Annotated in this window: 11 protein-coding genes, 1 pseudogene and 1 CRISPR repeat array; of the genes and pseudogenes, 4 read left to right on the top strand and 8 right to left on the bottom strand. The window is 67.0% G+C overall.

Annotated elements, in window-relative coordinates; all coding sequences use genetic code 11:
• Nucleotides 1-2 precede the first annotated feature (2 nt).
• From ACFXB5_RS10560 to ACFXB5_RS10545, 4 genes are all read right to left on the bottom strand, one after another.
• Nucleotides 3-650, bottom strand: a complete 648-nt coding sequence (locus ACFXB5_RS10560; protein WP_385205069.1) for a class I SAM-dependent methyltransferase — start codon at nt 648-650, stop codon at nt 3-5.
• A complete protein-coding gene (locus tag ACFXB5_RS10555) occupies nt 568-1206 on the bottom strand; it encodes a hypothetical protein (RefSeq protein WP_385205067.1) in 639 nt (212 codons plus the stop codon). Before ACFXB5_RS10555 ends, ACFXB5_RS10560 begins: the two co-directional genes overlap by 83 nt.
• Nucleotides 1199-2101 (bottom strand): radical SAM protein, encoded by a 903-nt coding sequence (locus ACFXB5_RS10550; protein WP_385205064.1) that lies wholly within the window; start codon nt 2099-2101, stop codon nt 1199-1201. The genes ACFXB5_RS10555 and ACFXB5_RS10550 overlap by 8 nt, the downstream gene beginning before the upstream one ends.
• A gap of 98 nt (nt 2102-2199) precedes the next feature.
• Nucleotides 2200-2892 carry an HAD family hydrolase gene (locus ACFXB5_RS10545; protein WP_385205269.1) on the bottom strand — a complete coding sequence of 231 codons (693 nt, stop codon included), beginning with the start codon at nt 2890-2892 and terminating at the stop codon, nt 2200-2202.
• Nucleotides 2893-2989: 97 nt separating this feature from the next.
• Here ACFXB5_RS10545 and ACFXB5_RS10540 point away from each other — a divergent pair, with 97 nt between their 5' ends.
• The gene (locus tag ACFXB5_RS10540) at nt 2990-3763 is read left to right on the top strand and encodes a helix-turn-helix domain-containing protein (RefSeq protein WP_385205061.1); all 774 of its coding nucleotides are present in this window, start codon (nt 2990-2992) and stop codon (nt 3761-3763) included.
• The gene (locus tag ACFXB5_RS10535) at nt 3750-4217 is read left to right on the top strand and encodes an NUDIX hydrolase (RefSeq protein ID WP_385205059.1); all 468 of its coding nucleotides are present in this window, start codon (nt 3750-3752) and stop codon (nt 4215-4217) included. The genes ACFXB5_RS10540 and ACFXB5_RS10535 overlap by 14 nt, the downstream gene beginning before the upstream one ends.
• Here the strand turns inward: ACFXB5_RS10535 and ACFXB5_RS10530 are convergent.
• The 4 genes and pseudogenes from ACFXB5_RS10530 to cas6e form a co-directional block, all read right to left on the bottom strand.
• Entirely contained in the window at nt 4199-4768 is a 570-nt protein-coding gene (locus ACFXB5_RS10530; protein ID WP_385205056.1) for an HD domain-containing protein, read from the bottom strand. The two genes, ACFXB5_RS10535 and ACFXB5_RS10530, sit on opposite strands and share 19 nt — an antisense overlap.
• A 283-nt stretch (nt 4769-5051) precedes the next feature.
• Nucleotides 5052-7469: direct repeats of the CRISPR family, unit length 29 nt; unit sequence GGGACCATCCCCGCGGGTGCGGGGAGCAG.
• An 83-nt stretch (nt 7470-7552) separates the two neighbouring features.
• Nucleotides 7553-7909 carry a type I-E CRISPR-associated endoribonuclease Cas2e gene (gene cas2e / locus ACFXB5_RS10525; RefSeq protein WP_385205053.1) on the bottom strand — a complete coding sequence of 119 codons (357 nt, stop codon included), beginning with the start codon at nt 7907-7909 and terminating at the stop codon, nt 7553-7555.
• On the bottom strand, nt 7906-8883 hold the full coding sequence (gene cas1e, locus ACFXB5_RS10520) for a type I-E CRISPR-associated endonuclease Cas1e (RefSeq protein ID WP_385205050.1): 978 nt from the start codon (nt 8881-8883) through the stop codon (nt 7906-7908). Before cas1e ends, cas2e begins: the two co-directional genes overlap by 4 nt.
• Nucleotides 8884-8887: 4 nt before the next feature.
• Nucleotides 8888-9679, bottom strand: a pseudogene (gene cas6e / locus ACFXB5_RS10515) (type I-E CRISPR-associated protein Cas6/Cse3/CasE).
• Nucleotides 9680-9900: 221 nt separating this feature from the next.
• Here cas6e and istA point away from each other — a divergent pair.
• Both istA and istB read left to right on the top strand, forming a co-directional pair.
• Nucleotides 9901-11535: an IS21 family transposase gene (gene istA / locus ACFXB5_RS10510; protein WP_385205267.1), complete on the top strand. Its 1635-nt coding sequence runs from the start codon at nt 9901-9903 to the stop codon at nt 11533-11535.
• Nucleotides 11532-12274 (top strand): IS21-like element helper ATPase IstB (istB, locus tag ACFXB5_RS10505; RefSeq protein ID WP_385205047.1); only part of this gene is annotated, 743 nt, incomplete at its 3' end. The genes istA and istB, both read left to right, overlap by 4 nt.

The following is a 12274-nucleotide window of genomic DNA, read 5'->3' as shown; positions in this document are numbered from 1 at the left end:
GACTACTCAGCGGTGCGTGCTGCCAGGACAAGGCCCATGCGGTGTGTGTGGGCATGGAGTTGGCCGACATGGGCTTGCTCAGTGAACTCGTCCGTGCGCAGGGTGAGCAGGACTTGCCAGTCGGTGGCGAAGTGGCTGCTGAGCGTCTCGGGTGAGGTGTAGTGCTCGATGAGGTAATGGCGTTGTTCGACAGGCATCATGAATTCTGCGCCGAACAGGCCGCCGACACGGACAAGGGACTGCATGCGGGCTACAAAATCGAGGAGTGGGCGGTTGTGATTCGCACTGTAATGCCATGAGCAACTCGTCCACACGGCATCGCACTGCGGCCCCAAGAGTTCGGCCTGGAGGAAGTCCTCCTCCACGACCTGTACCCGGTCGTAGAGTCCTTCGATTTTCAGTCGGTCGATCAGCCCCACCGCATGAGCGTGGGTATCACTCGGAAGTATGACCTCGCCTCCGTAGAGGGCGACTGGATCGCGTTCGATGGCTACGACGCGGTAGCCAGCGGCGGCGAGGGGGAGTACGAACTTGCCATCACTCGCGCCGACGACTGCGACCGTGGCGTCAGCGGATGCGCGATCCTTCAACGCGGCGAGGAACTGAGGGAAGAACGTGAGGGTGTGTTCCCATAGGCTCCGGGTCTCCACAGTTGGCTCCTTCGTTCTCAGTGGAGAGAATGGTTTGCACGACCTGGTCAGGTCTGAGGCCCGTGGTGTCCACCTGTTGCATCGGGAACTGGGCATAGGCATCGGTAATCGCGTCTGCGACCTTCTCACCGAGCTCATCCCAACGGGAGAGAGATTTGGACCGTTGAGCGAGGCGGCGCTGGCGTTCGCCCTCACTACAAACCAACTGGTATGTGACGGGTTGCGGCAGGCAGCGCGGCAGGGTAACGCCAAGCCGGGTTCCGAAGGCGCGGTGAGTGGCCAAGCAGCGGGCGAAGTAGCTCTCCACGACGACCGGGACGCCATCTGCCAGATAGTTCTGGATCTCATCGGCAGCTGTGAACAGCGCGGAGAGGTAGAAACACATGCGCGCCTCGACGCTTCCCTGCATGTCGACCTGCCGTCGCAGCGACTGGTAGCAGAGCGGCACGGTTGGGACATGGACGGCCCCCCGGGCTGCCGCCAGCAGCGGTGCGACGGTCGACTTTCCTGTACCACGTAGACCTTCGAGGCTCTCAAACAGCGGCAGGTCAGGCACGGGTATAAACCACGTCCGGCACCGGGAGGGTGAGCTCGTCGCAAGCCGAAGGACGGTGGACGACACGGTTAGCGCCCTTTTCGTACCAGAAAGCGCGTGAATCCTTGCCCACGGCCTTGCAGGACATCGTGAGCGCGCCGCGCGGGTCGGACTCGATCCGCTCAATCGCTTGAAGCTCACTCCCCGGCCCACAGACCTCCGGGGCACCCTCCTCCGACAGATCCTCGTCAATGATCACCTCGATGGACAGCCCGGCCGCCTGGAGCTGCTCGCGTAGGCGGGCGTACCGAGTTGTATCGGTGACCAAGAGCTCAGGGTGTGCAGCAGCGTTGCCCACGGGCCGCAGGCAGTGCAGCTTCATCTGATACGCACCGAGCTCCTGCAAGGTGCGGGCCAGAGGCAGCACTTCGTCGATGTTCCGGGAGGTGACCGTCATCGTCGCCCCCGTCCTGACTCCGAGCTCTCGGGCGAGTTTGAGTGCGCTCAACGCGCTCCGGTAGCTGCCGGACTTGCGGATGTGGTCATTGGTCGCGCCGATGCCCTCCAGCGAAAACCGCAGCAGGTCAAGATACTGCGCGATCTCGGTAAGCCGACGCTCGATCCGGTAACCGTTCGTGCAGATCTCGACTTGCAGGCCCATTTCCTCCTTGGCGTAGTGGACGACCTGGGCGAGATCCTTATGGAGGAACGGCTCGCCGCCAAGCAACGTGACAGCCTCGGTGCCGTACTGGTTGCGCATCAGCCGGATGAGGTTAACCGCCTCGTCAGCGGTGAAGGCGCCGGCGTGTTTGAGCCGCTCGCCGTGGAAACAGTGCAGACACTGGAAGTTGCAGCGGTACAGCAGTTGCAGGTACAGCATGCGGATCCTGCGGATGCCGGTGACTTCGCCGATCACGATGGGCCCCCTGGGCTGGTTGGAGACCCGATCGTGGCGCAGCCGACCAGGACCTCGTTACCGCATACGCGGACGCCCCAAGACGTCCGGGGACGTTTTCACCATCGGGCGAAGCTCGCCAGGATCTCAAGGAGACCAGCCGTGTCCGACAGGTCCGGAAGGACCACGGGTGCTTCGGCAGCCGTCAGCTCTTCCTCGCTGTGGATACCGGAGGCGACTGCGATGATCCCTGAGCCTGTCGAGAGAGCTGCCTCGACGTCCCGCGGCGTATCACCAACCAACACCACAGGCACCTCCCCCCGCACACCGCGGAGTTGGTGGACACGGCTTCGGGCGACAGCTACAAGGTCAGCGCGATGTACGGCATCCTCCCCATAGGCGCCTACGGACAGGTCCAGCAGTGGGTCGAGTTCGAAAGCTGACAGCTTCACACGGGCGTTGGCCGCGATGTTGCCGGTCAGAACGGAGGAGATCCAGCCCTCCCGCACCGAGACGGCCTTCAGGACATCGCGCACACCGGGCAACGCCGTCCCCCGTGCGCGAAGGTCGTCGAAGCGCTCCTCCCCGGCATGAGCGAGGGCAGCCTCTATGGCAGTCCAGTCCGGGACGGGCAGTCGGTGCCGACAGAACATGTCACGCATGATCAGGCGATCCGTACGCCCTTCGGTGCGCGCCGCCTCGGCCGGCGGGAATCCCGCCAGCGCCGTGAAGGCACCGGCGTAGGTCTCCTTGCCCACCCCTGCGTTGTCGATGAGCGTGTGGTCGATGTCCCACAGGACGATGAGCCGCATATCGCCAGCGTAAAGACGCCGGCTGTGGTTCAGGCCCATCGAAGTGGCCCCATACCGAGCTTGCCCGCTCCTGGCCACCTGGGCTTGTATAGCCTGTGTGAACGAGCGACTTCACTCCGTACTCGCCCAGCGCAATGTTTCGCCCGAATCGCTGGCCGAAGTCTGCGAGGTAGACGCCAAGACCGTCAGCCGCTGGCTCAGCGGGCGCGTACCGCACCCGCGGCACCGTTTCCGTGCCGCTCAGCACCTACGCGTGGAGGAGACATTCCTCTGGCCCGTGGCGAAGTCCCGCACCGGCCAATCCGGTGCCGGGGTAGGCATCGAGCTCGTAGGCACTTATCAGAACCGGGCCAGCGTTCCGCGGGACGTGTGGCTCTCCCTGCTGCAAGGAACACAGGAGCAGATCGACGTCCTCGTCTTCTCAGGCACCTTCTTTGCCCAGTCCAATCCATATGTCGCCAAGATGCTCACCGAACGCGCAGCTGCCAGTGTCCGAGTGCGCCTGTGTTTCGGCGACCCTCGAGGGCACGCGGCCGCCATCCGGGGCCGCGAAGAAGGGATCGGCAACACTCTCGCCGCCAAGATCCGCGCCTCTCTCACCTACTACCGCCCTTTGCTGCCGGAGGCTGGGTGTGAGGTGCGGCTCCACGACACCACGCTCTACAACTCCCTCTTCCGCTACGACGACAACCTGCTGGTCAACCCACACATCTGGGGCCAGCCCGCCAGCGCCAACCCCTTATTCCACCTCAAGAAGGCGCAGTCCAACGGCTGGTTCGACAACTACGCTCAAAGCTTCGACGCAGTGTGGGCCGGCGCACGGCCCTGGAATCCCGATCAGGAGGAGACCGCCACACATGGGCAGGATTGAGTACTACAACGACCCCAATGCCCCCAAGGCCAACACCCTCATCCCCGCCAGCAACCTGCTCGTCGTCGATGACAGCGGCGCGATCCTTCTCCAGCGCCGCCGCGATACCGGCCAGTGGGCCCTGCCCGGCGGTGCCCAGGACATCGGCGAGACCGCCGCGCAGTGCGCGATCCGCGAATGCCGGGAGGAGACCGGCATCATCGCCGAGATCACCGGCTTCCTGGGGGTCTACACCAACCCCCACCACATCGTTGCCTACACCGACGGCGAGATCCGGCAACAGTACGAGAACACCTACATCGGGCGCCCAGTCGGCGGCAAGCCGACCATCAACGACGAGGCAGACGGTGTCCGCTTCGTCAAGCCCTCCGACCTCGACCAGTACGACATCCACGCCAGCATGCGCCAACAGATCGGCGATTACCTCGCCGGCACCTACCCCCACCTCGGCTGAGCCGCCAAGGCCGCCTCCACCCGCTCCACGGTCGCAAAGATTTCCGGCGACGCCCGCCGAATAAACCTGCCCACCACACTGTCAGCTCCGTAGCGGCAAACAATTTCCGTAACTCGCCGCTCAGCAGTCGTCTGCTCCCCGTTGGGGGTCGTCGTCATGTCACACCACACGAGAGCGTCCACCAGCAGCGGCTCGTCAAGCAGCGGGAACTCCTCCTCCAGTGCTTCCCTCAAGCCACGTTCTTCGGCCTCCAGCAAGGCAAACGAGTGGTTCGCCACCAACCGCACCAGCCGCTCATCAGCGCAATGCACGTCACGGAGAAACCGGGCACCGTCAAGCGGATGAAACCCGGTTGCCACGAGCCCAGGTGAATACCCAATGTCATGCAGAACTGCTGCCGCGCGCAGGAGCTCTGCAGAATCGCCAAGCAAGGGAGCCAGCTCTACGGCCCTTGCGGCCACACCCAGCGAGTGCGCCCAGCGTCGCGGCAAAGTTGACGCCAGTTCCGTCTTCGCCGTCTTCCAGGCCCACTCTGCGAGTTGCGAAGTCATAGCCAAGCCCGTTCCCAAAGCATCCGTATTCCAGTCACCGAACGACGGATACGCTCTCCTTCTGATCGGCCGACAGGCTCATCGCCACCACTACTTACTTTCTGCCGGACGGTAGCACTCATCACCGCGAATGCGAGGAGCAGTTGGCCGTCTCCAGTCACCGCGCCTCGTAGCTGGAGCCATCCCCTGTAGGTGTGGGGAACTCCTCCCGGACGACGCCTCGCTCGCGGCCGCCGGGGGCCACCCCGCAGCGCGCCAGGTTCAAGAACTGGTCCCCCGAGGCGGGACCATCCCCGCAGGGGCGGGGAGCAGCCGGGAGCAGTTGGGGCGTCGCACGGTGGAATCGGCCCAGACGGGACCATCCCCGCGGGTGCGGGGAGCAGAGCCTGACTACCCGGTACCGGGATGAGCACGGGGGACCATCCCCGCGGGTGCGGGGAGCAGGGGCACGGCCGTCGTGTACGAGAAGGCCAAGGGGGACCATCCCCGCAGGTGCGGGGAGCAGGTGATCGGGATATTCGACCGGGTAAGTACGCCGGGACCATCCCCGCGGGTGCGGGGAGCAGGCCACCGCCGGCGGTGTGCTGATGTATGCCGGAGGACCATCCGCGCGGGTGCGGGGAGCAGCATTGGACGTCGGCGTTCTCCAGCGGGTCTCTGGGACCATCCCCGCGGGTGCGGGGAGCAGATCGCATAACCGGCGGTGCCGGTTCCCAGAGTGGGACCATCCCCGCGGGTGCGGGGAGCAGGACACCCGGCTCGCCGAGGTCGACGTGCCCACGGGACCATCCCCGCGGGTGCGGGGAGCAGCGACCGGATACAAGCGGGGTGTGTACCTGCTGGGGACCATCCCCGCGGGTGCGGGGAGCAGTCACAGAGTCCAGCCCGGCAATCATCGCGTTCGGGACCATCCCCGCGGGTGCGGGGAGCAGGCGTCGCCGAGCGTGGACCGTCGCGCATGGTGGGGACCATCCCCGCGGGTGCGGGGAGCAGATCTATGACCCGTTGGAATGGAACCCGGGCGAGGGACCATCCCCGCGGGTGCGGGGAGCAGTACCGCGGCCGCGACCCCATCCACTTCCAGGCGGGACCATCCCCGCGGGTGCGGGGAGCAGGCGGTAATTCTGGCGTGGAAGCACTTCGGGTGGGGACCATCCCCGCGGGTGCGGGGAGCAGGCCAGCACCCAGCCGTCAGGGTCGTGGCGGCGGGGACCATCCCCGCGGGTGCGGGGAGCAGACCTGCGGCTACGACCACATGCACGCCGCAGTGGGACCATCCCCGCGGGTGCGGGGAGCAGGGCACGCTCGCGGTCGTCCCCGATTGGTGACAGGGACCATCCCCGCGGGTGCGGGGAGCAGCAGAGCATGTACATCGCCCGCTCCGGGTTCGTGGGACCATCCCCGCGGGTGCGGGGAGCAGACCGAGGTGCAGCTCATGGAGATCGCCTCCGCGGGACCATCCCCGCGGGTGCGGGGAGCAGGCCGCCTGACGCAGAATCTCGTCGCGATACCGGGGACCATCCCCGCGGGTGCGGGGAGCAGCACTGGTACCAGCTGCCGGTGTCCCCATCGACGGGACCATCCCCGCGGGTGCGGGGAGCAGTGTGACCTGCGGTGGTCGGGGTCATGGTCTGGGGGACCATCCCCGCGGGTGCGGGGAGCAGCGGGCGGCGGGTCACGACGATCCTGCTCCGGTGGGACCATCCCCGCGGGTGCGGGGAGCAGACGATGTGGCCCTCGGGGAGGGTGTCTGCGCCGGGACCATCCCCGCGGGTGCGGGGAGCAGAGGGGCCGTGCCGGACCGGACACAGCAGCGTGGGGACCATCCCCGCGGGTGCGGGGAGCAGAGGGTGCCCACACACGCGCTCTGATCCAATCCGGGACCATCCCCGCGGGTGCGGGGAGCAGAACCGTTCCGGCGGCTCGTGAGTCTGACCCTGGGGACCATCCCCGCGGGTGCGGGGAGCAGATCAGCGACGTTCAGCACTACGGGCGCCGTGAGGGACCATCCCCGCGGGTGCGGGGAGCAGTGAGCATCCTCTCCGAGCCGGGCGACCATGTTGGGACCATCCCCGCGGGTGCGGGGAGCAGCTGGAGACCGCAATGACCATCGTGAAGGGCAAGGGACCATCCCCGCGGGTGCGGGGAGCAGTAGCCGAAGAATTGGGAGTGGCCATTTCGTCGGGGACCATCCCCGCGGGTGCGGGGAGCAGCGGACACTCGGGTGAGTGTCCGGCCCCTTGGTGGGACCATCCCCGCGGGTGCGGGGAGCAGTTCCCGCATCGCTTCGTCGGACAGGCGGTTGTGGGACCATCCCCGCGGGTGCGGGGAGCAGGTCACCGTGCCCGAGATGGTCATGGCCGACCCGGGACCATCCCCGCGGGTGCGGGGAGCAGCTCAGCTTGGCCCAGGTCTTCACCGACGGCGGGGGACCATCCCCGCGGGTGCGGGGAGCAGAAGGGTGGGAATGCCGACGTCGCGGAGAAGGTGGGACCATCCCCGCGGGTGCGGGGAGCAGCTGCCGGAGCAGGTCGGCTTCGACTGGTCCCCGGGACCATCCCCGCGGGTGCGGGGAGCAGTCGGTCTTCACGGATCATGATGGTCTCCGGTGGGGACCATCCCCGCGGGTGCGGGGAGCAGGTTCGTCCTGGTGAGCTCCGCTCAGCGCGCCGGGGACCATCCCCGCGGGTGCGGGGAGCAGACTGCGTGACCTGCGGGTTCAGCGTGGGCAGAGGCCCGTTTCCCACACTTTCGCCGATTCCGGCAATTCGGTGATTTGGCTCATTATCGGGCCCGCCTACCGAAGCGGCGGCGCTTGGATGCCTTGCTCCAGCCTGGCTTCGGCACGCCGGTGGTCTGCTGTGCTTTGGAGTGGGGGCGTCGGATAAGCGTCAGACCCTCATGATCGATGGGGTGCCAAGCGTGGTCATGGGTGCGGAAGGTGAAACCCTGCTCGTTGTTCGTGGTGTGGGCGAGCAAGGAGCGGCCTTGACCCGCATATTGACGGACCTCATCCCACAGGGCGTCGCGGACACGGCCCGAGGGGTTGCCGATGAAGACCCCGGCAGAGATTTCCAGGAGCCAGCGGGTGAGGAAGCCGCGAAGGCCGGGCGGGCAGTTGGTCAGGACGATGACGGTCACCAGAAAACCTCGTCGCTGCCCGGGCCGTCGCTTTCGGCATAGTTGCGACCAGCGTGCACCTGGCGTCCACCGTCGCTGTGGAGGACGACGCGGTCCGTGTCGGGATCGACGGCCGTACTCCCTTCCGTGGCATTCGGCAGAAGCAGGGCTTTGATGTCGTCGACGCAGCGGTCCAGCAGAGACGTCTGGTTGATTCGGTCCCGCAGTGCGCGGCGCGTGCGGGCGCCGACGTCCTGGGCGTCTTCTGCGGCGACGTCGAAGGCGACGGGGATACCGATCTCGGTCTTGTACAGGTCGGCGATGTCGAGGACGAAGGACAGTTCGTGCCCGGAGTGGACGAAGCCCAGTGCCGGACTGCAGGCGAGGGAGGCCACGACGGCGTGGGCGATGCCGTACATGCACTGTGCGGCTGCCGTGACGGACTGGTTGACGGCATCACCGCTGGTGAAGTCGCCCGGGGTGTATCGGCGTCCACGCCAGGGGACACCGGTGCGGGCGGCGTGCTCGCGGTAGCAGTCCTTGACCCGGCGTCCCTCGCGGCCGAGGAGTTCCTGCCGGGTGAGACCAGCGGGGTCCTCGTCTGGGAAGCGCAGCCGGTACATGGCGCGTGCGACCGCGAGTCGGGTGCGGGGGTTGGCCCACTTGGCGGCCTGGGCTTCGGCGAGGGCGGCGGAGCGTGTCAGGGCGCGGCCGCCGGCGTAGTAGCGCACGCCGTGCTCGCCGACCCAGGCGACGGCTGCTCCGGTCTCGCCGAGGACGCTCATCGCCTGGTGGGTGATGCGGGTGCCGGGGCCGAGGAGGAGGGTGCCGATGGTGGCGGAGGGGATGTGGGTCGTTCCGTCCGCGTCTTCGGCGGTGATGGCGTTGGCGTCGCGGTGGACCAGGCACCGTTCCAGGTAGACGAAGGAGAGGCGTTCGCCGGTGCGGGTCAGGTGCCTGGGGGTGAGCGCGGGGCGTCGGCCGACGGTGGTCACCGGCTCACCTGACCGTCGTGGGGAGGGGTACGAGGGTCATCAGGCCGCAGCCGTATGCCTTGGCCTTGCCGAGGCCCTGGGTGAGGGTGGCGCGGCGCCGGTCGGGGTCGGTGACGGTGAGTCGGCCGTCGTAGGTGACGGTGACCAGGGTGACGCGGTGTCGTTTTGAGGTGTTGTCCGGTCCCTGTTTCGGGAAGGACAGGTTGCGCTGGTCGCGGACCATCAGTTCATACCGGTCGCCGTGGTGGGGCTACTTGTGGTGGGTGGTGCCACCGGGCAGGAGGCGTTTGTCCGGGGGCTTCTCGCAGATGAGGAATCCGCCGCGTTCTTGGCGTTGTGGGTTCAGCAGCCAGTCCATTTGGTGGATCGGGGTCAGGTGCGCGGTCCGCTTGGTCGGCTCGCCTTCCTTCCTGCGGATCTGGTGGACGGGGTTGGCGGTGAGGCGGAACGCCCACACGCTCCCCTCCGCCAACCGGTCGAGGAACGGGGTATAGGGGCGAGTCTGCCAGCCGGGGGCTTGCGCGGTGGCTGCCGCCGGCCAGCCGGCCTGCTCCACGAGGTGGGTCATGTCGGGCCGGTCAGGGCTGACGACATACAGCAGGACCTCGGCGGCCGCGTTGCGGTCCAGCCTCCACAGCACCCGCGACCCGTCGGCTGCGCCGCTACCGGTGCCGGTGCCGGTGGGCAGCAGGTGGGGGAACGAGGACATTACCGCCGCGTGCAGCGATTGCGGGGAGGAGAGCAGACGCCGGGCCCCTGGTCGCGCGGTGTTGAACCGGAAGCGGGACAGGTACATCAGTTGCTCTCCTCCAGTGCGGCGAGAGGGTCGTGCTCGGGCACGCGCATCGTGGCCATCGCGGCGGTGGCTTTATCGAGCAGCAGCGACGTCACTTATCGATGGGTTTGGGAGGCGCCCCGATCCACGGTCGGGTGATGTTGATGAGTTTGGGAGGCACCAGGTCTCTTGCCAGGGCAGCATCGGGATGCTCCTGGTGAAAGGTGCTGGTCATGCCGCAGATGTCGAAGGTCGAGCTGTACTCGGCGATCCGGCGTGACCACCGCGACGGTATGTCGATGCGCGAGCTTGAGCGCAAGTACGGCGTGACGTGGCGGACGGTGCGGAAGGCTTTGGACTCGGCCTGGCCGGAGCCGCGCAAGAAGCTCCCGCCCCGGGCCTCCTCCCTGGACCCGTTCAAGCAGGTGATCGACGAGATTCTGCGGGCGGATCTGGATGCGCCACGCAAGCAGCGGCACACGGTCACCCGGATCTTTCATCGGCTTGTCGAGGAGCACGGGGCGGACGTCTCCTACGGGATCGTCCGCTACTACGTCGCCAGCCGGAAGCCCGAGATCCTGGTCGAGTCTGGCAAGGCGCCACTGGAGGCGTTCGTCCCGCAGACCCACCAGCCTGGCCATGAGGCGGAGGTCGACTTCGGCGACGTGAGCGTGCGGCTGGCTGGCGAGCTGGTGACCTGCTACCTGTTCTCCTTCCGACTGTCGTATTCGGGCAAGGCTGTCCACCGCGTGTTCGCCTCGGCTGGCCAGGAAGCCTTCTTCGAAGGCCATGTCCACGCGCTGCGGACGCTGGGCGGGGTCCCTCGGGGCAAGGTCCGCTACGACAACCTCAAGGCCGCCGTCGCCCAGGTGCTGGGACTGAGCCGGGCCCGGGTGGAGACGGACCGGTGGATCGCCTTCAGGTCGCACTTCGGCATCGAGAGCTTCTACTGCCGGCCCGGCATCGAAGGTGCCCACGAGAAGGGCGGTGTCGAAGGTCAGATCGGCTACTTCCGCCGCAACCACTTCGTGCCCGTCCCCGAGGTCTCCTCGCTCGCCGAGCTGAATGAGATGGTCGACCAGTGGGACCGACAGGACGACGCCCGCCGCATCGGGTCGAGATCCAAGACGGTCGCGGAGTGCTTCGCATTCGAACAGCCGCTGCTGCGGCCGCTACCCGACGAACCGTTCGAGACGGGCCGGCTGTTCACACCGCGGGTTGACCGTTACAGCCAGATCCCTGTCCGCACCAACCGCTACTCAGTCCCGATCAGGCTGATTGGGAGACGGGTTCGGGTTGTGCTGCACGCTTCTCACCTGGTGGTTTACGACCAGAACGTGGAAGTGGCCCGTCATGAGAGGTTGATCGCCAAAGGCGCCGTCCGCCTGGACCTGGACCATTACCTGGAGGCTTTGGTCCGCAAGCCCGGTGCCTTCCCCGGCTCCACCGCTCTCGAACAGGCCCGTTCGGCCGGCAAGTTCACCCCAGTCCATGACGCCTGGTGGGGCCAGGCCAAGAAGATCCACGGCGAGCGAGACGGCACCCGGGCTCTGATCGAGGTCCTGCTACTGGGTCGGCACCTGCCTCATGAACATGTCGTCGCCGGCCTCGCTGCGGCCCTGCGGGCCGGGGCCATGACCGCGGACGCCGTTGCACTGGAGGCCCGCAAGGCAGCCCAGGCCGAGACTGAACCCGACCCCGGAGCAGGCCAGCTGGATTCCGGCAAGCCGCCGGCGACGGTGACGTCCCTGCACGAGTGGCGCCTGGCTCATCTTCCGCCGGACACCAGGCCGCTGCCCTCGGTGACCCCCTACGACCAGTTGCTCCGACGCCGCCGCGAAAGCGGCGGTGACCACCGTAAGGGAGAAGCTCAATGACCCTGCCCCGCCAGCGAGGCTTGACCGAGCAGGCCGCCGACGCCGCCATCGACAGTGCCTGCCGCATGCTGCGGCTGCCGTCGATCCGCAAGGAGTTCCCCGACATCGCCGAGCGGGCGCTGAAGGAGCAGATGAGCTACCGGGGCTTTCTCGCCGAACTGATGATGGCCGAGTGCGACGACCGGGCCCGCCGCCGCTCGGAGAGGCGGATCAAGGCGGCGAACTTCCCGCGGGAGAAGTCTCTCCGGGCGTTCGACTTCGAGGCCAACCCCAACATCGACGCGGCCACCATCCACACCCTCGCCAGCTGCGAATGGATCAAGAACGGCCAGCCGCTCTGCCTGATCGGCGACTCCGGCACCGGCAAGTCCCACATGCTCATCGCCCTGGGCACCGAGGCGGCCATGAAGGGCTACCGCGTCCGCTACACGCTCGCCACGAAGCTGGTGAACGAGCTGGTCGAGGCCGCCGACGAGAAGCAGCTGAACAAGACCATCGCCCGCTACGGGCGTGTTGATCTTTTGTGCATCGACGAACTGGGATACATGGAACTCGACCGGCACGGCGCCGAACTCCTCTTCCAGGTCCTGACCGAGCGTGAGGAGAAGAACAGCGTCGCCATCGCCTCCAACGAGTCCTTCGGCAAAGCGCACATGTTCCGGCGAACTCGTGCAAGGTGCTGCCGAAACTTCACGGGTTCGGCAGGCGTCCTTCGTCGACGTGGTCGGCGAGATAGATC

Source organism: Streptomyces sp. NPDC059455, assembly GCF_042750115.1.
Lineage (GTDB): Bacteria > Actinomycetota > Actinomycetes > Streptomycetales > Streptomycetaceae > Streptomyces > Streptomyces endocoffeicus.
This window is presented reverse-complemented; position numbering and strand designations above follow the sequence as displayed.

What these genes read in the sequence shown, in the direction of transcription:
- ACFXB5_RS10545 (WP_385205269.1), bottom strand. Translation starts at nt 2,892, where the DNA reads ATGCGGCTCATCGTCCTGTGGGACATCGACCACACGCTCATCGACAAC.
- ACFXB5_RS10530 (WP_385205056.1), bottom strand. Translation starts at nt 4,768, where the DNA reads ATGACTTCGCAACTCGCAGAGTGGGCCTGGAAGACGGCGAAGACGGAA.
- ACFXB5_RS10535 (WP_385205059.1), top strand. Translation starts at nt 3,750, where the DNA reads ATGGGCAGGATTGAGTACTACAACGACCCCAATGCCCCCAAGGCCAAC.
- istA (WP_385205267.1), top strand. Translation starts at nt 9,901, where the DNA reads ATGTCGAAGGTCGAGCTGTACTCGGCGATCCGGCGTGACCACCGCGAC.